We start from the raw sequence: 21865 nt of genomic DNA, 5'->3' as shown, positions 1-21865 counted from the left end.
CTCGCGGCACCACCGGCGGACCGCCGACGGGCGTTCACAACTACCGCGCGGAACCGGGTCCGCGACGGCGGCGCGTGGACCGCGATCCCCGTGCCGGCACGGGCGGACAACGGCTTTCGACGCGGTCGCAGCCCTTTGAACAGCGCGGGTTCCGGCCGTCGCCCCGCCGGCGTCGACCCGGCGACCTGCCGTCGTAGATCGAGTCCGGCACGGTGCCGGGAGCGAACCGGTGACTGTCCGGCGCGGTCGCTTCACCAGCGGTGCCCGGTGGACCGCGCCCGACTTCCCCGTTCCACCACCGGTGTTGCGCGACCCACCCCACCGATCGCGCCGCGGCAAGTAATGTGCCTGTCGTCCGTGACCCTTGTCACCAAACACTTTATGAAGAGGATCAACCGATGATCAGCGCTTCCGCCGCGGTACTCAGGGCCGGTGACCGGCCTTACACAATCGAGGAAGTGACCCTCGATCACCCCGGTGAAGATCAGATCGTCGTGCGGGTGGCCGCGACCGGCTTCTGCCACAGCGACGCGGTTGCCCGAAACCCGAAGTTCGCGGACAAGTTGCCCATGATTACCGGACACGAAGCCGCCGGCGTGGTTGAGTGGATCGGTTCGGACGTGTCCGGGATCGAGGTCGGCGACCACGTCGTGCTGACCTTCGCCTACTGCGGCACTTGTTCGCAGTGCTCGGAAAACCACCCCGCGTACTGCGAGACCTTCCTCCAGCGCAACATCCTGGGGATGCTCGGCACCGGTGGCGCCACGGCGACCGACGGCGAGGGCAAGCCCGTCATGGCCCGCTGGTTCGGCCAGTCCACGTTCGCCACCAGGACCGTGGTCGACGCGCGCAGCGCCGTGGTGGTGGACCGCGACCTCCCGCTGGACGTGGTGGCACCGCTGGGTTGCGGCATCATCACCGGCGCCGGGACCGTGCTGAACGTGCTCGACGTGCAGCCCGGTTCGTCCGTCGCCATCTTCGGCGTCGGCTCGGTCGGCCTCGCCGCGCTGCTCGCCGCGAAGGCGGCCGGCGCGGAGTCGATCATCGCGGTCGACCTCCACCCGTCCCGGCTCGAACTGGCGGCCGAACTCGGCGCCACGACGACGATCCTGGGCGGCGACAACGAGGCCGTCGTGGCCGAGATCCGGAAGCTCACCGACCAAGGCACGCACTACAGCATCGACACGACCGGGGTGCCCGCCGTCATCGTGTCCGCCGTGCAGAGCATGCGGTCGCGGGGGATCTGCGCCTCCGTCGGCATCCAGGCCGGCGACGTCGTGCTCGGCGGGCACACGCTGAACGGCAAGCAGCTCGTCTCGGTGGTCGAGGGCGACGCCGACCCGCAGACCTTCATCCCCCACCTGATCCAGCTCTGGCGCGACGGGCGGTTCCCCTTCGACCGCATGCTGGAGAACTTCCCGTTCGCCGAGGTCAACGAAGCCGAGCAGGCGTCACTGGAAGGCCGGGCCATCAAGCCCGTACTCGTGATGGACTGAGCAGTGCCGACGACCGCCGGCCCGGTGGTCGTGCCACACCCCCCGCGTCCTGTGTGGACGGTACAGCGGGGTCTCCAGCCGAGGAGTTTCGCGCGGATCTTCCGATCGCGGCCGGGGAGCGATCGCGGTGGACAGAATCGGGAACATGCCCATCTCAAGGAGATTCAGATGACTGCTGACCATTTCGAGCTCGGCGTGCGCCCGCCGCTCGGTGAAGTCCCCGACCGGATGTACGCGTCGGTGATCCGGCCGGAGCGGTACGGCCCGCCGGAGAAGGCCTTCGCGACGGAGCTGGTGGACGTGCCGCAGGTCGGCCACGGCCAGGTCCTCGTCTACATGATGGCCGCCGGCATCAACTACAACAACGTGTGGTCCTCGCTCGGGTACCCGGTCGACGTCGTGGCGGCGCGGCAGAAGGAAGGCGCCGCGGAGGACTTCCACATCGGCGGCTCCGAGGGGTCGGGCATCGTCTGGGCCGTCGGTCCGGGCGTCTCCTCGGTGTCCGTCGGCGACGAGGTCGTGCTGTCCTCCGGCGTCTGGGACGAGGGCGCGGACGACGTCCGGATGGGCTTCGACGGCAACGCCTCCACCACCATGCGGGCCTGGGGCTACGAGACCAACTTCGGCTCCTTCGCCCAGTTCGCGCTCGTGAAGGACCTGCAGTGCCACCGCAAGCCGGCGGCGCTGTCGTGGGAGGAGGCGGCCAGCTTCCTGCTGACCGGTCCCACCGCCTACAACCAGCTGACCGGCTGGGCGCCGCACACCGTCGAGCCCGGTGACCCGGTGCTGATCTGGGGTGGCGCGGGCGGGCTCGGGTCGATGGCCATCCAGATCGCGCGGCAGCGCGGCGGCATCCCGATCGCCGTCGTGTCCGACGACGATCGCGGCAAGCGGTGCATCGACCTCGGCGCCAAGGGCTACATCAACCGCACCGAGTTCGACCACTGGGGCCGGCTGCCCGACATCCGCGACGCCAAGGCGATGGCCGACTGGACGCGGGGCGCCCGCGCCTTCGGCAAGAAGTTCTGGGACGTGCTCGGCGAGCGCCGCGCGCCGCGGGTGGTGCTGGAGCACACCGGCCAGGACACCATCCCGACGTCGATGTACCTGTGCGACACGGCCGGCATGGTGGTGATCTGCGGTGGCACCACCGGCTACAACGCCGACGTCGACCTGCGGTACCTGTGGATGCGGCAGAAGCGACTGCAGGGCTCGCACTACGCCAACCTGCGGCAGTGCCGCCAGGTGATCCAGCTGGCCGCCGACGGCCTGCTCGACCCGTGCCTGTCGTGGACCGGCAACTTCGACGACATCGGCCTGGCGCACCAGATGCTCTACGAGAACAAGCACCCGTACGGGAACATGGCCGTGCGGATCAACGCGCCCGCGGAGCAGTGACCCGGCTCTGGTAGCCGGTGACGGCCCGCGTCTCGTGCCCAAGAGCGCGGGACTCCTGGGGAGTGGCTCCGTGAGGACCACTCCGGACCAGGAGTCCCGCGCTTTTCACGTCACACGAAGCGGCTGACGTCCTCGCTGCGCAGGATCTCGCAGACGTCCCGGTACGCCGCGTCGACCGTGGCGATCTCCTCGTCCGTCAGGTAGATCGACGGCTCGAAGCGCATGGTCCACGGACCGCTGGCGGTGCGGGCGATGCGGAAGTTGTGCTTGCGCAGCAGGTGCCCGAGGATGCGCAGCGGCAGCACCGAGGTCTCGTTCGCCTCGCGGATCTTCGCCGACGCCGACCCGGCCTGGTCGTGCAGCTCGATGCCCAGCATCAGGCCCTGGCCGCGGACCTCCTTCACGATCTCCGGGTAGTCGGCCTTGATCGCCTCCAGCACGGCCTTGGCCTTGGCGCCGCGCTCGGCGGCCATCTTGTAGGCCTTGCCGTCCTCGGCCTCCAGCATCTCCAGCACCTTCAGCGCGATGCGGGTGGAGAAGCCGTCCTTCGCGAAGGTCGAGCTGTGCATGAACTCGAACGGCAGGTGGTACAGGTGCTCGTTGATCAGCACCACGCCGAGCTTGGCGATGCCGCCGCCCAGCGCCTTGGCGAGGACGATGTAGTCGGGCTTGAGGCCTACCTGCGTGCCCGCGAGGAACGTGCCGGAGCGGCCCATGCCGGACTGGACCTCGTCCGCGATCAGCGGCACGCCGTACGTGTCGCACGCTTCGCGCAGCGCGACGGCGAGCTCCGCCGTCAGCGGGAAGATGCCGGCCTCACCCATGATCGGCTCGACCAGGAACGCCGTGAACACCGGGAAGTCCCGCTCCACGACGTCGACGACGCCGTCCTGCACCACGACGTCGAGCAGCGCGGCGCGGTCCTGCTCCACGACCTTCGCGATCATGTCGGGCTGGTCGCGCGGGATGAACCGGGTCTGCGCGGCGAGCGCCTTGAACGGGACGCGCAGGCCCTGGTTGTAGGTGAGCTGGACGCTGGCGACGAGCTTGCCGTGGAAACCGCCCTCCAGCGCCAGGAACTGCGCCGGGCGCGCCTCGACCTCGGCGTTGCGCCGGGTCACCTCGGCGACGAGGCGGTCCACGTCCGTGCCGCCCGCGATCGCCGCGGCGGCCTCGGAGATCGTGGCGCCCTCGGCGACGGCCGTGCGCGCCTGCGCGATGTTCGCCTCGATCCCGCCCTTCAGCTTGGCGATGCGGATGCCGCGGTCGAGCTCGGCGTGCTTGATCGCGATCTCGACGGCCTCGGCGCCGGTGTTGCCGAACTGGGCGTAGAACTTGTCCTCGGTGCCCAGCTCCCGCCGCACGATCTTGTTCAGCTCGGCGGCCAGGTTCAGCGCGTACGAGTAGCCGCTCATCTGCGCGTGCACGGGGGTCTGCTGGTCCAGCACCGACTTGGCGTGCTCGACGATCTCCGGGTTGTTGTGCCCGAACATCAGCGAGCCGAACCCGCTGACACCGTCCAGGACTCCGACCTCGGTGCCGTCATCGGCGACGTAGTACAGCTTGTTGCCCTCCGCGCGCTCGTAGCGCACCGCGAGGCCGTACTCGCTCAGCTTTTCGACCATGAACGAGTCCGCGAATTCCGGCGAACCGATGGAGGAGCCCATGTTTTATCTCCGGTTACAGGTTGGGACGGTGTTGTGGATTGCCATATCAGCTGTTGCCGTCGCCGGGGACCGCCTCGATCAGCGAGAAGGCCATCGGGGCGGGCAGCAGGGCGAACTTGGTCACGGTGAAGCCGGCCCGGACGCAGAGGCCTGCGAACTCCGCCTGGGTCCGTCCCTTGCCGCCACCGATGACCCGCATGTGCAGGTCGCTCAGGTACATCGTCTCCGGCAGCGAGCCGTCGACGGTCTCCGGCAGGGCAGGGTCGACGATCAGCAGTCGGCCGTGCGCGGGGATCACCCGCCTGATGTTCTCGAGGACGGTGACGGCGCGGTCGTTGTCACCGTGGTGGAGGACGTTCTTGATCAGGTAGAGGTCGGCGCCCGCGGGCACCTCGGCGACGACGTCGCCGGTGACCACCGTGCAGCGGTCGGCCACGCCGGCCGCCGTCAGGGTCGCGTCGGACTGGGCGACCGCCGGTGCGGCGTCGTACAGGATGCCGCGCAGGCCGGGGTTGGCGGCCAGCACGGCGGCGAGCACCGCTCCGCTGCCGCCACCGATGTCGGCCACGGTGTCGAAGGCGGAGAAGTCGTAGCTGTCCGGCAGGGCCGCCGCGGTCTGCGCCGCGCTCTGCCGCAGCGCGACGGGGAAGTCGGCCGACAGCCCCGGGTCACCGGCGACGTACTCGAAGAACGACTTGCCGTGCACGGCCGGGAAGGAACTGGCCCCGGTGCGCACGACGTCGTCCAGCTGCCCCCACGCCGACTGGATGGCCGGGTCGGTGAACACCCGCGCGAACGAGTGGAACGAGTCCGGCCGGTCGGTGCGCAGCAGCGCGCCGGTCTCGGTCAGCCGGAAGTGCCCCGACTCCGCCTGGGTCAGGACGCCCAGCGCGGCGAGCGCGCGGCACAGCTGCGTCGTCGCCGAGGCGTCCGCGCCGATCGCGGCGGCGAGTTCGGCGCCGGTCCGCGCGTCGTCGCCGAACGCGTCGGCCACCTGGAGGCGTGCCGCGGTGGCCACCGCCTGCGCGGCCATGTGACCGAACACCAGGTCGAACAGCTGCTGCTTGTGCTTCGTCTCAGTCATGAGTCTTCCCGTCTGGCGTGGTCACGCGGTGACTGTGCGGGGCGTTGCCGGCGGCGCGGTGACGGGCGACCGCGGACGGCACCCGTCCGCGGTCGCCGCACCGGCAGCCCGTCGGCGCGGCCTTACTTGCCTTCCGATTCCTCGGACCCGGTGCGCGGCTGCGACCAGTCCCGCAGGACGTCCGGCCACACCTTCCGCATCACCCGGAACTGGAGCGGGTACACGACCAGGTACCGGAACGGCTGGATGGCGGCCATGTACGCCTTCCCGAACACCCCGTACGGCTTCACCAGGGACGTCATCTGGGAGTAGTGCTTGCCGTCCTCGCCCAGCACCCAGCCGTGGTGCATCACGATGTGGCCCATGGACGCGGAGAACTCGGCCGTCCACTCGTCGTGCGTCAGGAACACCGACTTGAACGGCGCCAGCGCCATGTCCGGTCCGCGCTGGTCCAGCAGGTCAGCCGGCAGGTTGTCGCGCAGCGACGCCACCCGCTTCCCCACCTGCTGCTCCTCCTTGTCCCAGCCGAGCATCTTGCCGATGCGCCACCTCAGGGAGAACAGCCAGCGGACCATCGGACTGGTCTGCAACGTCGCGTTCTCGGGCGAGGCGACGTACCGCACGAAGGTCGCGAGGTCGTCCGGACCGCCCGGAGTCGGGCACGCCCACACGTCCTCGACCCGGAACCCCTCGTCGAGGACTTCGTGGATCCGCCACGGCCGGTTCTCGAACTCCGAGTTCGGCACGCGCAAGGCGAAGAACCGCTTCACCGATCCGGTGACACCGATCCCCATCTCAATCCCGCCCTTCCGGTCCGCGAGCTGGTACGTGGCTCAACGCAGCCGCACCGGCAGGGAGGTGAAGCCGCGCATGAAGCTCATCCGCCACGAGGGGGTGAACTCCGGGTCCACCAGCCGCATCCCGCCGAACCGCTCCAGCAGCTGGCTGAACGCGACGTTAGCCTCCAGCCGGCCCAGCGGCGCGCCGAGGCAGAAGTGGACGCCGTGCCCGAACGCGAGGTGCTTGGGGTTGTCGTCGACGAGGTGCAGCCGGGGCGACTCCGGGTTGACCGCGGGGTCGAGGTTGGCGGCGTCGAGCGAGACGCACACCAGTTCGCCCTCGGGGATCGTGACGCCGGCGATCTCGACGTCCTCGCCGGTGTACCGCGTCGTCGCCCAGCCGACGGGGCCGAACCGGCGCAGCACTTCCTCGGTCGCGGCGGGGATCTTGTCCGGGTCCGCCCGCAGCGCGTCGAGCGCTTCCTGGTCCTTCAGCATCATGAAGACGCCGTTGCCGATCAGGTGCAGCGCGGTCTCGTGCCCGGCGACCAGCAGCAGGAACGTCATCGAGATCAGCTCGGGCAAGGTGAGCTGGTCGCCGTCCTCGCTCTCGGCGACCAACCCGGACAGCAGGTCGTCACCGGGCTCGGCGCGCTTGGCCGTCAGCAGACCGGCCAGGTACTCGCTCATCTGCTTGGACACCGCGGCCATGTCGACGCTCGGGTCGGCGTCGAGCAGGATCTTGGACCACTTCTGGAAGTTCGCGCGGTCCTCGAACGGAACGCCCAGCAGCTCGCAGATCACCATGACGGGCAGCGGCGCGGCCAGCCCCTCGATCAGGTCGACCTCGTCCTGGCCCTCCATGTCGTCGAGGAGGTTCTTGGTGATCTCCTCGACGCGCGGGCGCAGGGCGGCGACACGGCGGCCGGTGAACTCACGGCTCACGAGCTTGCGCAGCCGGGTGTGCTCCGGCGGGTCGCTGTTGAGCATGTGGCCCGCCAGCGCCTCGGACGCGCCGACGCTGCCCGCCGGCGCGACCCGGCGGATGATCTCGTAGAGACCGGCGACGTTCTTGCGCATCCGCGGGTCCGCGAGGGCCGCGCGGGCCGCCTCGTAGCCGGTGATCAGCCAGTGCTCCATGCCGTTGGGCCTGCGGACCCGGATGACCGGGCCCTTCTCCCGCCAGGCGCTGTAGTACTTGTGCGGGTCGGCGAAGAAGTCCGCGCCGACGTCCTCGACGCCCACTTCGGTGGCCTGGGAAATCGTCCTCACCCTTTCGGATTCGTTCTTCCGGTTCCGGTGCGATGTGCACCGGCCGTACCACGTCTTCGCGCGCCGTTGCGCCGAGCGGTCGGGGGTGTTGACAGCCCCGGTGAGCGGACGTGACCGCGCGACAAGGCGACACCGCGCCCGGGTCACCCCCGGCGCGTCGACCACTCCCGCAGGACCTTCGGCCAGACCTCGCGGATCGACCGGAACTGCAACGGGTACACCACCAGGTAGCGGACCGGCTTGATGGCGGCCATGTACAGCTCCCCGAACACGCCGTACGTCTTCACCAGCGACGTCATCTGGGAGTAGTGCTTGCCGTCCTCGCCCTGCACCCACCCGTGGTGCATGACGATATGGCCCATGGCCGCGGAGAACTCGGCCGTCCACTCGTCGTGCGTCAGGAACACCGACTTGAACGGTGTCAGCGCCATGTCCGGCCCGCGCTCACCGAGCAGCAGGTCCTCCGGCAGGTTGTCGCGCAGCGACGCCACCCGCTTTCCGACCTGCTGCTCCTCCTTGTCCCACCCCAGCAGCTCCCCCAGCCGCCACCGCAGGGCGAACAGCTCGCGGACGGCCACGTTGGAGGTCAACGTCTCGTTGTCCGCCGACGCGGCGTACCGCACCAGCGTCTCGAGGTCGTCCGGACCGCCCGGCGTGGGCAGCGCCCAGACGTCCTCGATGCGGAAGCCGTCGTCGAGCAGCTCGTGGACGCGCCACGGCCGGGAGGTGAACTCCTCCTTGGGAATGCGCAGCGAGAAGAAGTCCTCCACCGCGTCGGTGATCCGACCCATCATCGAGTGCCCCCTTCGATTCGGCTGCTGGAGCGCGGACTCACTTCAAGCGGACCGGCAGGGAGGTGAAGCCGCGCATGAAGCCGAGCCGCCACTCGGGGAAGAAGTCCGGGTCCGCCAGCCGCATGTCGCCGAACCGCTGCAACAGCTGGGTGAACGCGACGTTCGCCTCCAGCCGGCCCAGCGGCGCGCCGAGGCAGAAGTGGATGCCGTGCCCGAACGCCAGGTGCTTGGGGTTGTCCTCCAGCTGGTGCAGCCGGGGCGTCTCGGGGGTGACCTTGGGGTCGTGGTTGGCGGCGTCGAGCGAGATGGCCACCAGCTGTCCGGCCGGGATGGTGACGCCGCCGATCTTCACGTCCTCGTCGGTGAACCGCATCGTCGCCCAGCCCACCGGGCCGAACTGGCGCAGCACCTCCTCGGTCGCGGCCGGGATCCGGTCCGGGTTCGCCCGCAGCGACTCCAGCGCCTCCCGGTCCTTCAGCATCATGTAGACGCCGTTGCCGATCAGGTGCAGCGCGGTCTCGTGCCCGGCGACCAGGAGCAGGAACGCCATGGCGACCAGTTCCTTGGTGTTGAGCCGGTCGCTCTCGTCACCGTTGACGCACAGGCTGGACAGCAGGTCGTCACCGGGGTCGGCGCGCTTGGCCTCCAGCAGGCCTTCCAGGAAGTCGCTCATCTTCTGCGAGATGGCGGCCGTGTCCACGTTGGGATCGGCGTCCAGCAGGATCTTGGACCACTTCTGGAAGTCGTCCCGGTCGTCGAACGGGACGCCGAGCAGCTCGCAGATCACCATGACCGGCAGCGGACCGGCGAGGTCCTCGATCACGTCGACCTCGTCCTTGCCCTCCATCTCGTCGAGGAGGTTCTTGGTGATCTCCTCGATGCGGGGGCGCAGGGCGGCGATCCGCCGACCGGTGAACTCGCGGCTGACCAGCTTGCGCAGCCGGCTGTGCTCCGGCGGGTCGCTGTTGAGCATGTGCGACGACAGGTCCTCCGAGGCGCCGCCGCTGCCACCGGGCGAGACGCTGCGGACGATCTCGTACAGCTCGGTGACGTCCTTGCGCATCCGCGGGTCGGCGAGGAGGGTGCGCGCCTCGTCGTAACCGATGACCATCCAGTGCGGCAGGCCGCTCGGCCGGACGACCCGGAAGACGGGACCGTTCTTGCGCCAGCGGCGGTAGTACTTGTGCGGGTCGTCGAAGAAGTCCGATCCGATTACTTCTTCCTTCACGACCTTGGTCGCCTGAGTAATTTGTCTCACCTTCCCTTGGCTCTGCTTGTCGTGCAGCCCACGCGGTTCGCGAGCGCCTTATGCGCCCGGCAGGGCTGCCGGATCGGTCAACCAGTCGTCGATGGCGACGTCGCAGGACTTCAGGACGTAGGCGAGCATCGAGTACGCCCCGACCGTCACCAGCACCTCCAGCACCTGCTGCTCGTCGTAGGTGGCCGAGAGCTGCTGCCACGTCCGGTCGGACACCCTGGCGTCCGGACCGCGCAGCTCGTCCACCGCGCGCAGCAGGGCCGCGTCGTGGTCGGACCAGCCGGGTGCGTCCGCACCGGCGGGAATCCGGGCGATCTCCTCCTCGGTGATGCCGGACCAGGACCCGATCACCACGTGGTTCGCCCACTCGTAGTGCGAGCGCAGCAGGTAGGCGACCCGGAGGACCACCAGTTCGCTGTCGCGCAGCGGGAGCTTGCCCTCGCCGAGCGCGTTGAGCATCGGGAGCACCCCGGTCAGCAGCGCCGGGTGGTTGCCGAGGACCCCCAGGATGTTGATCACCGCGTTGGCCGGCTTGTCCGGCATGGGGCCGTCCGGGTTCAGGTCCGCCGGCGTGTCGGCGGGCATCCCGATCAGCGGGCGGACGAGCTCCGCCGGCGCGGGCGCCATCCGGGGCGCGATCTTCTCCTGCGTGGTCACACCGTCACCTTGGCCTTCAGCGTCTCTTCCAGGTCCACCATGTCGTGCAGCATCTGGCCCGGCCCGGGGGTGCCGTCCGCGTTGAGCTCGCGGTACACCGCGCCGATGTTGAGGATCACCCGCTCGCCGTACTCCAGGTCGGCGAACTCGGCGAAGTCGAACTCGCGGGCCGCCTCGATCGGGGTCTGGCCACGCTGGTGGGCGGCGGTGGCGTGCGCCTGCACCCGCTCCAGGTAGTCGCGGAACCGGACGACCTCGGCCTTGCCGCCGACCGGGCCGTGGCCGGGGACGACGGTGTCGACGTCGAGCCCGATGATCGTGTCGCACGCCTTGATGAAGTTGGCGACCGGTCCACTGTGGATCACGCCGTGGCTGCCGAAGACCTGGATGTCACCGGCGTAGACCACGCGCTCGTCCGGCACGTGGACGATCACGTCGCCGACGCTGTGCGCGGGGCCGACCTCGAGCACCCGCACGGTCCGCTTGCCCACGGTCAGCTCCATCTCGCCGCTGAACGTGACCGTCGGGTACGTGGGCGTGATGCCGGAGAAGTCGAACGGCTCCAGGATCGCGCGCAGCCGGGGGTCGGTCTCCGGGGACAGGTACGGGACGACGGTCTCCGGGCCGGCCTTGCGCATCGTGTGCGCCGCCGCGGTGGACGACACGATCACCGCGTCGGCCACGAGCTGGTTGCCCCACCAGTGGTCGCCGTCGTGGTGCGTGTTCACCACCCAGCAGATGTCCGGTCCGGGCACCGACTCGGCGATGGCGCCCAGCATGTTCCGCGTCTGGTCGAGCGTGTACAGCGTGTCGACCAGCAACGCCTCGTCACCGCTGCACACGAGGCCCGCGTTGCTGTAGCCGGTGGCGCAGGTGCCCTGCAGGTACGCGTAGGTGTCGTCGGCGAGCCGGTGTACGCCGGTGGTGTAGGGAATGGTCACGGGAGAACCTCCTTGTCGATGGATGTCCACGGTCAGTTCGCAGCCGCCACCGCGGTGCGGGGGCGCAACGCGATCCGCGGACCGCCCTGGGGCACCACGACCGGGCCGCGCGGCACCGGCTTGGCCTGGTCGGCCTCGCCCCGCTCGAACTCGAAACCGGTCACCAGCTCGCGAAGCATGGACTTGATCTCGTGGATGGCGATCCGGTCGCCCATGCAGCGGGTGTGCCCGCCGCCGAACGGGATCCACGTGTACTGACCCGGCTGCACGCCGATGAACCGCTCCGGGAGGAACTTCTCCGGCTCGGGGTAGCGCTCCGGGTCGTTGTTCATCAGCTCGGCGCTCGGCACCAGGAGCTGGCCGGGCTGGTACTGCACACCACCGATCACGATCGGCGTGACCACCTGGCGGGCCAGGTTGTTCGGCAGCGGCGGGTGGAGCCGCAGCACCTCGTGCACCGCGGCGGTGAGGTACTCGTCGGTCTCCCCCGCGGCGATCTCGTCGCGCAGCCTGGCCAGCCGCTCCGGGTCGCGGGAGAAGTGCTCGATCGACCAGCAGACCGCGGACACGGTGGTCACGGTGCCGGCCACGAACATGGTCATGATCTCGTCGCGCAGGTCCATGACCGACAGCTGCGAGCCGTCCGCGCGGGTGATGCCGAACAGCACCGACAGCATGTCGTCGCCGAACTCACCGACCTCCAGCCGCTCGGCGATCGTCTTGGCGATCAGGCCGTCGACCCGCCGCCGGTCGCCCCAGAAGGCCTTGAGGCCGGTGCTGGGCCGCTTCTTCATGAGCCGCTTCTTCGCCGACGACCACCGGTCGATCATCAGCATCGCGGTCGGGTAGCGGTTCAGCTCGACCATGTCCATCAGCGCGTCGAGCAGCTCGGGCCAGCAGCTCGGGACCACCTTGCCGTAGACCACTTCGCGGATCACGTTCATCGCCCAGCGGTGCACCAGCGGGTGCATGTCGACGACCTCGTCGCGCGGCCACTCCGCGACCGACTCCGCGGTGATCTCCTCGACCGCCGTGACGATCCGGTTGAAGGCCGCGCCCTTGAAGCTGCGGGTGAGCGCCTTGCGCCGGGCCAGGTGCTCGCCCTCGTCGAGGAACGCGATGCCGGTGCTGCCGAAGTACTTCTCCAGCGCGCCGTTCGAGTTGCCGCAGTGCAGGCTGGTGCGGGGCGCGGTGAAGATGGACCGCACGTCGTCGGGGTCGGTGATGACGAAGAAGTCCACACCCGGCAGCAGCCCCAGCTTGAACCGGCGGCCGTACTTGTCCTTGCACTCGTTCAGGAACTGGGTGCGCTGCGTCGTGTACCGCACCAGCTGCTCTCGTTGGCCCAGGGTCGGACCCGGCACGGCCGAGGACGGGATCACCGTCTCCTCCACCTGCGCGGTGTCGACCGGGCCGCGGCCGGCGCCGTCCTCGACGGCGGTCCCGTTCACGTCGGGATGGGTCATGACATCTCCTTGTCCTGCAAAGCCGACTCAGCAAGGAATTCGCGCCGGATCCACGTCTCGACAGCCGCGGCGCACCCCGGGTCGTTGATGATGCCGAAGTGGTCGGCCTTCAGGTCGACCAGGTCTCCGCCGACGTCCCAGCCGGGCCAGGAGTGCTCCTCGTCGGCCCGGACGTACAACTGCGGCACCTCGACGTCGGTGTCGACGCGCTCGGGCAGCAGGCGCAGGTAGGCGCCCATCGCCAGCCAGCCCGCGGCGTCGAAGGCCATGTCGAAGTCGCCGTTGAGCATCGTCGTCATGCTCGACTGGAACGCGCCGCCGCCGTTCTCCACCACGAACTGCGGCGACGGCGAGTCGAGCAGGACCAGACCCGCCACGGCTCGACCGCTCCGCTGGAGCGCGACGGCCAGCGAGTGCGCGACCGCACCGCCGATGGAGTAGCCGACGAGGACCACCTGGTCGGAGTCGCCGACGGCCTGCCGGATCTCGTCCGCGACCACTTCCATGGCCGCGTTCCAGGCGCCGGGCAGCAGTTCGCCGTCGCGGAAGCCGGGCAGCGCGCAGGCGAACACGTCGTGGCCGGGCAGGCCCTGGGCCAGCGCCAGGAACAGGTGCGGACCCGAACCCACGGCGAACGAGGGGACGCACACGACGGCCACGTCCGAATCGCCCCTGGCCAGCCGCACCACGTGACCGCCGGACTCCGGCAGCTCCGTCGGCGAGGTGAACGCCGGGCGGAACCGCGAGGCGTCCATCAGCCAGTTCAGGCCCTGGTCGAGGTCACCCTCGTTGAGTGCGTGCCGGAGCAGCGCCGTGAACATGCCGCCGCTGTCCGGTGCGAGACCGTTGACCGCGAGCGCACCACCGTCCGAAGTGGACTGCTCGACCTCGGCCGCGCTGTTGGGGTCGATCGCCGCCACGTCGCCCGCCACGTGGCGCACGAGCCAGCGGGACAGGCCGACGACGTCGGGGTGCTCGAACACCGCGGTCGACGGCACCGACACACCGGTCACCCGGTTCAGCCGGTTGCACAACCGGACCACGCCGACCGAGTTGAAGCCCAGCTCCCAGAAACCCTGGTCCGCTTCGATCGCGTCGCCCGAGGGGTACCCGAGCACGGCCGCGACCTGCTTCCGGATCACGTCCTGCACCAGCGACTCGCGCTCGCCCGCGGGCACGGCGGCCAGCTGGCGCACCAAGGCGCCGCCCTCGTCCTCGTTCTGCTCGTCCTGCGACTCCGCGCTCGGCTGACCGGCGCCCGCTCCGTACGCGGCGGGCGCGAGCCAGTAGCGCTTGCGCTGGAAGGCGTAGGTCGGCAGGACCACCCGCGTCGCACCGGTGCCGGCGTAGAAGCCGTCCCAGTCCACGTCGATGCCGACCGTGTGCGCCTCGGCCAGCGCCAGGGCGAACCGGTCGAGGCCGCCCTCGTCCCGCCGGAGCGTCCCGACCGTGGCGACGGTCTCGCCCCGGCCCTCCATGTCGTGCGCCATCGCGGTCTGCTCGATCGCGGTGGACAGCACCGGGTGCGGCGACACCTCGACGAAGCGGGTCGCGCCGTCGTCGATCAGGCCGCAGATCGCGGCTTCGAAACCGACCCGGTTGCGCAGGTTCCGGTACCAGTAGTTCGCGTCCAGGCCCGCGGTGTCGACGTACTCGCCGAGCGCCGTGGAGAAGAACGGCACCCGGCTGGACCGGGGCGCCACCGGAGCCAGCTGCTCCAGCAGCTCGGACTTGAGGATCTCGACCGCGGCCGTGTGCGACGCGAAGGCCGTGCCGAGCGGGCGGGTTCGCACCCCGTCGCGCTCGCACTCGGCCTGCACCTCCACGAGGATGTCCGCGTCACCGGTGAGCACCACGGACACCGGGCTGTTCACCACGGAGACCGAGACGCGCCCCTCGTACTTGCGGACGCGCCGCTCGACGTCGTCGTCCGGCGCGCCGATCCACAGCAGGCCCGCGTCGTTGGGCATCAGGTCGTGCGCCAACCGGTTGCGGACCACGACGATCCGGGCGGCGTCCTCCAGGGACAGCGCACCGGCTACGTAGGCCGCGGCGACCTCGCCCTGCGAGTGGCCGACGACCGCGTCCGGTTCGACACCGTTGGCCCGCCACAGCGCCGCCAGCGACACCATCACCGAGAACACCGCGGGTTGCAGCACGTTCACCGGGATGACCCCGTCGACCACGTCCATCGACGGCGCACCCGGCGCGCCGCGCAGCACGTCCTCCAGGTTCCAGTCCGCGTACGGCTCGAACGCCTTCGCGCAGGCCGCGATCTCGGCCGCGAACGCCGGTGCGGTGTCGAGCAGCTTCACCGCCATCTCGGTCCACTGGGAACCGTGGCCGGGGAACACGAACACCGTCTTGCCGTCCATCACCTTGCCGTCGACGGTGTGGTCGGCGGGCTTGTCGGCGGCCAGCGCCGCCAGCCCGTCGCGCAGCTCGTCCCGGTTCCTGGCCGCGACCGCGGTCCGGCGCGACAGGGCCGCCCGGCTCGTCGCCGACGAGAAGCCGACGTCGAGCAGGTCGAGCTCGGGGTGGTCGACCAGGTGCGCGTGCAGCCGCTCGGCCTGCCCGCGCAGGGAGGCGCGGGTGCGCGCCGAGAGCAGCACCGGGACACCGGGCGGCTGCCGACGCGCGGGCGGCGCGACGAGGTCCGAGGCCGGTGCCTCCTCCACGATCACGTGCGCGTTGGTGCCGCTCATGCCGAACGCCGAGACGCCGGCGCGGCGCGGGTGGCCGTTGGACTTCCAGGGCTGGTTCTCCAGCAGCAGCTCGACTTCGCCCATGTCCCAGTCGATGTGCGGGGAGGGCTCGTCGACGTGCAGGGTGCGCGGCAGCAGTTCGTTCCGCATGGCCTGCACCATCTTGATGACGCCGGCGACACCGGCGGCGGGACCGGCGTGGCCGATGTTCGACTTGATCGAGCCCAGCCGCAGCGGCCCGTTCTCCCGCTCCTGGCCGTAGGTGGCCATCAGCGCGTGCGCTTCGATCGGGTCGCCGAGACCGGTGCCCGTGCCGTGCGCTTCGACCACGTCGACCTGGTCGGGACGCAGCCTCGACGCTTCCAGCGCCGCCCGGATCACCCGCTCCTGCGAGGGACCGTTCGGCGCGGTGAGGCCGTTGGTCGCGCCGTCCTGGTTGACCGCGCTGCCACGCAGCACCGCGAGCACGGTGTGGCCGTTGCGGCGCGCGTCGGAAAGCCGCTCCAGCACGAGCAGGCCCATGCCGTCGGAGAACGACGTGCCGTCCGCGGACGCCGAGAACGCCTTGCACCGGCCGTCCGGGGACAGGCCCTGGAGCCGCGCGGTGTCGGTCAGCGCCACCGGGGTGGACATCACCGTCACACCGCCGGCCAGCGCGAGCGAGCACTCGCCCGCCCGCAGCGCCTGCATCGCGAGGTGCACCGCCACCAGTGACGCGGAGCAGGCCGTGTCGACGGTGATCGCCGGACCTTCCAGCCCCAGGGTGTAGGCGACCCGCCCGGACAGCACGCTCGACATGACACCGGTCATGTGGAACTCTTCCAGCTCCGGCGGGACCACCGTGCCGTAGTCCGTGTTGGTCGCACCGCAGTACACACCGGTGTCACTGCCGCGCAACGAGTTCGGGTCGATGCCCGCGTGCTCCAGCGCCTCCCACGCGCCTTCCAGCAGCCAGCGCTGCTGGGGGTCCATCGCCCGCGCCTCGTTCGGGCCGATGGCGAAGAAGCCGGCGTCGAAGCCGCCCGCGCCCTCGATGAACCCGCCCATGCGCGCGTAGGTGGTGCCGGACTGCTCGGAGTCCTCGTTGAACAGCTCTTCGAGGTTCCAGTCGCGGTCGGTGGGGAACTCGACGATCCCGTCGCCACCCGCGGCCACGAACTCCCACAGCTTCTCGGGCGAGTCGACCCCGCCCGGGTACCGGCAGCTCATGCCCACGATCGCCAGCGGCTCGTCGACGACCTTGCGGCGCGACCGCGACGTCGTCTTGGCCGGTTCGACGGCCTCGGCGAACTCACCGACGATCCGGTGCGCGATCGCCGCCGGGGTCGGGTAGTCGAAGACCATGGTCGCCGGCAGCCGCAGCCCGGTGACCCGGGTCAGCCGGTTGCGCAGCTCCACCGCGCCCATGGAGTCGAGCCCCATGTCCTTGAACGGGCGTTCGGCGTCGATCGCGTTGTGCGTGTCGTGCCCGAGGACCGAGGCGACCTGCGTGCGGACCAGGTCGAGCACGACCCGCACCCGGTCCGCCTCGGCGGTCTCGGCGAGCAGGCGCGCCAGCGATCCCCCCGCACGGCCACGGCGGGCGGGCATCCGGACGAGTCCGCGCAGCAGCGGGACGAGCGTGCCCTGCCGGGCCTGCGCCCGGAGTTCGGCCAGGTCCGGCCGCAGCGGTGCGAGCAGCGCGGGCGTCGACGCGACCATGCGGTCGGCCAGCTGCCGCACCAGGTCGGGTTCGGTGCTCCACACCAGCGCGGTGGCGGGCACCCCGTCGGCGCGCAGCCGGTGGCCGAAGGCGTCCAGAGCCGCGTCACCCGCGGCGTTGGCGACCCGGCCGCCCGCGCCGGACAACCCGGCGTCGGAGCAGACCAGCACGAACGCGGCCAGGTCCTGACCGGCGGTCAGGTCGCGCAGCCGCAGCGCCACGTCGAGCTTGGCGGCAATCGCCTGGTCGACCTGGTCGGCGGTGTGCGTGTCGAGCGTGCCGTCGTCGAGCACGCCCGGCGCGTGGACCACCGCGGTCAGCGTGCCCGCGTCGGCCACCACGTCGGCGAGCCGGTCGGCCGTGTCGCAGGTCGCGGCGCGTGCGCCGAGCTCCGCGGCCACCGCGTCGACGGCCTCGTCCGGGCCGCCGATGGTCACCAGCAGCAGCTTCGCGGCGGCGTGCCGCTCGGCCAGCTGCCGGGCGAGCACCGGGCCGGCGCCGCCGGGACCACAGGTGATCAGGACCGTGCCCTCGGGGTCCAGCGCCAGGCCGGGATCGGCCGCCGGCGCGGGTGCGAGGCGTGGCGCGAAGAGCGCACCCTCGCGGACGGCCAGCTCCGGCTCGTCCAGGTCCCCGAGCACCGTCCAATCAGGACTGTTGCGGTCGTCGAGGTCGACCAGCACCACGGTGTCCGGGTGTTCGGCCTGTGCGACGCGCATCGCGCCCCAGACCGAGGCCAGGGCCGGGTCGGGCAGCAGCCCGCCGGCCGCGACCGCACCACGGGTCACCAGCACGAGCCGCGCGTCGGCCGTCAACGGGTTGGCGACCCAGCGGCGCACGGTGTCGGTCGCCTGCGCGCACGCCGAACGCGCGTCGGACGCGGTGATCGGCGCGAGCACCAGGGTCGGCGCGGTGGCGCCCTCCGCGACCGCGGACGCCAGGGCGTCGAGGTCGGCGTGCCGCTCGCCCGCCGCCTCCAGGTCGCCCAGGACCGCGATGCGCGCGGTCTGCGACGGCTCCGCGTCGACGGCCGCCCACGTCAGGGTGAACAGCGAATCGGTGGCCGGGAGCAACGCGCTGTCCAGCTGCGGCGCCGCCGGGCGGTAGCCGATCCGGCCGACCGACACCACGGGCTCGCCGTCGAGGTCCACGGCGTCCACGCGCAGCACCGAGTCGGCCGCCGTGACCCGCACCCGCAGTCGTGCCGCCGTGGTCTGTCCGAACGAGACGTTCGCCCACGAGACCGGCAGGCCCAGCCCGGCCTCGGGGTCGACGTCGAGCAGACCGCCCTGGAGCACCGCTTCGAACAGCGCGGGGTGCACCCCGTAGCCGACGCCGTCGGTGTCGCCGGGCAGCGCGACCTCGGTGTAGACCTCGTCGCCGCGACGCCAAGCCGCCTGCACGCCCTGGAACAGCGCGCCGTAGTCGGCGCCGGCCTCGGCGAGGTGGGCGTAGAGGTCGTCGACGGCCACGGGCTCGGCGTCGGCGGGCGGCCACTCGGCGTCGAAGGACACCGGCAGCGCGATCCCCGCGCCCAGCCGTCCCTTGGCGTGGCAGACCGCTTCCGAGCCGGTCGCGATGCCGCGCGAGTAGATCGCGATCTCGCGGCGGCCGTCGGGGTCGACCGGGCCGACGGTCACCTGGACCTGCCGGGGGTCGTCGGCGAGGACCAGCTGCGCGCTGATCTCCAGCTCCTCCAGCACCGGGCAGTCGACGGCGGAACCCGCCGCCATGGCCAGGTCGACCAGCGCGACGCCGGGCACCACCAGGGCGCCGAGGACGACGTGATCGGCGATCCACGGCTGGGCGTCGGCCGCGACACGTCCGGTGAACACCCATTCGTCGCGGTCGGCCACCGACACGGCGGCGGTGAGGATCGCGTGGTCGAGCCCGATCTGGCCCGCCGCGGCGACGTCCGCCCCGCCGGAGCCGGGCGCCAGCCAGAACCGCTCCCGCTGGAACGCGTACGTCGGCAGGTCGACCTGTGCCGCCCCGGTACCGGCGTAGTACGCCGTCCAGTCGACACCGACGCCGGCGACCCGCGCCGCACCGAGGAAACGGGCGAAGGTCTCGGCTTCGTCGTGCTTCGCGCGCAACGCCGGGACCAGCACGACGTCGTCGGACTCGTCCAGGGTCTGCCGCGCCATCGCGGTCAGCACCGCGTCCGGGCCGAGCTCCAGGAACCTCCTGGCACCCAACCGGTACAGCGTCCGCATGCCGTCGGCGAACCGCACGGCGCGGCGGACGTGCTTCACCCAGTACAGCGGGTCGGTGACCTCGTCGGTCACCCGCTCACCGGTCACGTTCGACACGATCGGGATCCGGGGCTTGGCGAACCGCAGCCCAAGCGCGACCTTGGCGAACTCCAGGAGCATCGGCTCCATCCGCGGCGAGTGGAACGCGTGCGACACCTTGAGGCGGCTGGTCTTCCGGTCCGCGAACTTCGGCAGCCACTCCTCGGCGGCGTCGGCGTCACCGGACACCACGACCGCGCGCGGACCGTTGACCGCCGCGATCTCCAACCGGCCCTCGAAGCCCGCCAGCGACGCGGCGACCTCCTCCTCGGTGGCCTGCACGGCGACCATCGCGCCGCCCTCGGGCAGCGCGCCCATCAGCCGGCCACGGGCCACCACCAGCGCGGCGGCGTCCTCCAGCGACAGCACCCCGGCCACGTGCGCCGCGGCGATCTCGCCGACCGAGTGCCCGATCAGGTAGTCCGGCTTCACGCCGAACGACTCGACCAGCCGGTACAGCGCCACCTCGACGGCGAACAACGCCACCTGCGTGTACTCGGTGGAGTTCAGCAGCTCCGCCTCGGCGGACCCCGGCTCCGCGTTCATCAGCTCGCGGATCGACCGGCCCACCAGCGGGTCCGCCGCCGCGCACACCTCGTCCAGCGCGTCCGAGAACCGCGGGTACGCCACCGCGAGGTCCGCGCCCATCCGGGCCCGCTGCGAGCCCTGGCCGGTGAACAGCACCGCCGTCTTGCCGGTGACCGCACGGCCTTCCGCCGATCCGGGTTCCCCGGTCGTCAGCGCCGCCAACGCGGCGATCAGCCCGTCGCGATCGGACGCCGTGACCACCGCGCGCCGCTCCAGCAGCGCACGCGTGGTCGCCACCGAGTAGCCGATGTCGGCGGGGGTCAGCTCGGGCCGCGCGGCCAAGTGGTCGCGCAACTGCGCGGCCTGCGCCCGCAGTGCCGCCTCGCTGCGCCCGGACACCAGCACCGGGACCACGCCGGCGGGCCGTCGCGGCGCATCCGCCTCGTCGGTACCGGCGGGCGCGGAGGGCGCCTCCTCCAGGATGACGTGCGCGTTGGTGCCGCTCACGCCGAACGACGAGACACCGGCCCGCCGCGGCCCGCCGTCCGCCGGCCACGGCCGCGGCTCGGACAGCAGGGCGACCTCGCCGCGGTCCCACTCCACGTTCGGCGACGGGGTCTGCGCGTGCAGGGTGGCCGGCAGCGTCTCGTGCCGCAGCGCCAACACCATCTTGATCACACCGGCGACGCCCGCGGCGGCCGAGGTGTGCCCGATGTTGGACTTGATCGAGCCCAGCCACAGCGGGCCGTTCTCCCGGCCCTGGCCGTAGGTCGCGAGCAGGGCGTGCGCCTCGATCGGGTCGCCCAGCTCCGTTCCGGTGCCGTGGCCCTCCACCGCGTCGACGTCCGCGGGCGAGAGACCGGAGTTGGCCAGCGCCGCCCGGATCACCCGCTCCTGCGCGGGACCGCTCGGCGCGGTCAGGCCGTTGCTGGCGCCGTCCTGGTTCACCGCGCTGCCGCGCACCACTGCCAGCACGGTGTGCCCGTTCTTGCGCGCGTCCGACAGCTTCTCCAGCACGATGACGCCGCAGCCGTCGGCGAAGGACGTGCCGTCGGCCTCGGCCGAGTACGCCTTGCTGCGCCCGTCCGGCGCCAGCCCGCGCTGCCGGCTGAACTCGACCAGCAGCGTCGGGCTCGACAGCACGGTCACGCCGCCGACCAGCGCCATCGAGCACTCACCGGCCCGCAGCGCCTGCGCGGCCTGGTGCAGCGCCACCAGCGACGACGAGCACGCGGTGTCCACCGTGACCGCCGGGCCCTCCAGGCCGAGCAGGTACGAGATCCGACCGGCCAGGACGCTGGTCAGGATGCCGAGCCGGTAGCCGCCCAGCTCCGGCGGCATCGTGGCGCCGTACTCGGAGCTGATCGCGCCGCAGAACACGCCGGTGTCGCTGCCGCGCAACGAGGTCGGGTCGATGCCCGCGTCCTCGAACGCCTCCCACGCGCCTTCCAGGATGAGCCGCTGCTGCGGGTCCATCGCCAGCGCCTCGCGCGGGCCGATGCCGAAGAAGTCCGCGTCGAACTCCGCGACACCCTCGATGAACCCGCCCGTCTTGCAGTACGTGGTGCCGGGGTGGGCCGGGTCCGGGTGGTACAGCCGCTCGACGTCCCAGCCGCGGTCGGAGGGCAGCGGCACCATCGCGTCGCGGCCCTCGGCCAGCAGCTCCCACAGCCGGTCCGGCGACGACGCACCGCCCGGGAACCGGCAGCTCATACCGACGATCGCCAGCGGCTCGGACGACTGCGCCCGCAGCTGCGTGTTGTGCTTGCGGAGCCGTTCGTTCTCCTTGAGCGATTTCCGCAGCGCGTCGATCAGGTCGTTCTT

11 protein-coding genes and 1 pseudogene are annotated in these 21865 nt (G+C 71.3%); 2 read left to right on the top strand and 10 right to left on the bottom strand.

From position 1 onward, the window contains the following. Positions 1-458: 458 nt before the first annotated feature. Positions 459-1496, top strand: a complete 1038-nt coding sequence (locus tag OQ02_RS16605) for an NAD(P)-dependent alcohol dehydrogenase (protein WP_197043369.1) — start codon at positions 459-461, stop codon at positions 1494-1496. 168 nt (positions 1497-1664) lie between these two features. Then, positions 1665-2894 carry a crotonyl-CoA carboxylase/reductase gene (gene ccrA / locus OQ02_RS16600; RefSeq protein WP_197043368.1) on the top strand — a complete coding sequence of 410 codons (1230 nt, stop codon included), beginning with the start codon at positions 1665-1667 and terminating at the stop codon, positions 2892-2894. A gap of 110 nt (positions 2895-3004) precedes the next feature. Here ccrA and OQ02_RS16595 read toward each other — a convergent pair whose 3' ends face one another. From OQ02_RS16595 to OQ02_RS16550, 10 genes and pseudogenes are all read right to left on the bottom strand, one after another. Continuing rightward, positions 3005-4561 (bottom strand): aspartate aminotransferase family protein, encoded by a 1557-nt coding sequence (locus tag OQ02_RS16595; protein WP_033439354.1) that lies wholly within the window; start codon positions 4559-4561, stop codon positions 3005-3007. Between the two features lie 46 nt (positions 4562-4607). Next, positions 4608-5645 (bottom strand): methyltransferase, encoded by a 1038-nt coding sequence (locus tag OQ02_RS16590; RefSeq protein ID WP_033439353.1) that lies wholly within the window; start codon positions 5643-5645, stop codon positions 4608-4610. A 122-nt stretch (positions 5646-5767) separates the two neighbouring features. Continuing rightward, the gene (locus OQ02_RS16585; RefSeq protein ID WP_063747088.1) at positions 5768-6439 is read right to left on the bottom strand and encodes a DUF2867 domain-containing protein; all 672 of its coding nucleotides are present in this window, start codon (positions 6437-6439) and stop codon (positions 5768-5770) included. Positions 6440-6478: 39 nt separating this feature from the next. After that, entirely contained in the window at positions 6479-7696 is a 1218-nt protein-coding gene (locus tag OQ02_RS16580; RefSeq protein ID WP_231500069.1) for a cytochrome P450 family protein, read from the bottom strand. Between the two features lie 143 nt (positions 7697-7839). Continuing rightward, complete coding sequence (locus OQ02_RS16575) at positions 7840-8490, bottom strand: DUF2867 domain-containing protein (protein ID WP_231500068.1); 651 nt, start codon at positions 8488-8490, stop codon at positions 7840-7842. Positions 8491-8527: 37 nt separating this feature from the next. Then, positions 8528-9718, bottom strand: coding sequence for a cytochrome P450 family protein (locus OQ02_RS16570; protein WP_156077088.1), 1191 nt, complete (start codon positions 9716-9718; stop codon positions 8528-8530). A 78-nt stretch (positions 9719-9796) separates the two neighbouring features. After that, positions 9797-10405, bottom strand: coding sequence for a carboxymuconolactone decarboxylase family protein (locus OQ02_RS16565; protein WP_051772411.1), 609 nt, complete (start codon positions 10403-10405; stop codon positions 9797-9799). Further along, the gene (locus tag OQ02_RS16560; protein ID WP_033439351.1) at positions 10402-11346 is read right to left on the bottom strand and encodes an MBL fold metallo-hydrolase; all 945 of its coding nucleotides are present in this window, start codon (positions 11344-11346) and stop codon (positions 10402-10404) included. Before OQ02_RS16560 ends, OQ02_RS16565 begins: the two co-directional genes overlap by 4 nt. Before the next feature lie 32 nt (positions 11347-11378). After that, positions 11379-12812, bottom strand: coding sequence for a cytochrome P450 (locus OQ02_RS40995; RefSeq protein ID WP_051772410.1), 1434 nt, complete (start codon positions 12810-12812; stop codon positions 11379-11381). Beyond that, positions 12809-21850 (bottom strand): annotated as a pseudogene (locus OQ02_RS16550) (beta-ketoacyl synthase N-terminal-like domain-containing protein); the annotation flags it as partial. The pseudogene OQ02_RS16550 and the gene OQ02_RS40995, both read right to left, overlap by 4 nt. Between the last annotated feature and the right edge of the window lie 15 nt (positions 21851-21865).

Origin of the sequence: Saccharothrix sp. NRRL B-16314 (assembly GCF_000716595.1) — a bacterium.
GTDB lineage: Bacteria > Actinomycetota > Actinomycetes > Mycobacteriales > Pseudonocardiaceae > Actinosynnema.
This window is presented reverse-complemented; position numbering and strand designations above follow the sequence as displayed.

What these genes read in the sequence shown, in the direction of transcription:
- ccrA (WP_197043368.1), top strand. Translation starts at nt 1,665, where the DNA reads ATGACTGCTGACCATTTCGAGCTCGGCGTGCGCCCGCCGCTCGGTGAA.
- OQ02_RS16595 (WP_033439354.1), bottom strand. Translation starts at nt 4,561, where the DNA reads ATGGGCTCCTCCATCGGTTCGCCGGAATTCGCGGACTCGTTCATGGTC.
- OQ02_RS16590 (WP_033439353.1), bottom strand. Translation starts at nt 5,645, where the DNA reads ATGACTGAGACGAAGCACAAGCAGCAGCTGTTCGACCTGGTGTTCGGT.
- OQ02_RS16585 (WP_063747088.1), bottom strand. Translation starts at nt 6,439, where the DNA reads ATGGGGATCGGTGTCACCGGATCGGTGAAGCGGTTCTTCGCCTTGCGC.
- OQ02_RS16575 (WP_231500068.1), bottom strand. Translation starts at nt 8,490, where the DNA reads ATGATGGGTCGGATCACCGACGCGGTGGAGGACTTCTTCTCGCTGCGC.
- OQ02_RS40995 (WP_051772410.1), bottom strand. Translation starts at nt 12,812, where the DNA reads ATGACCCATCCCGACGTGAACGGGACCGCCGTCGAGGACGGCGCCGGC.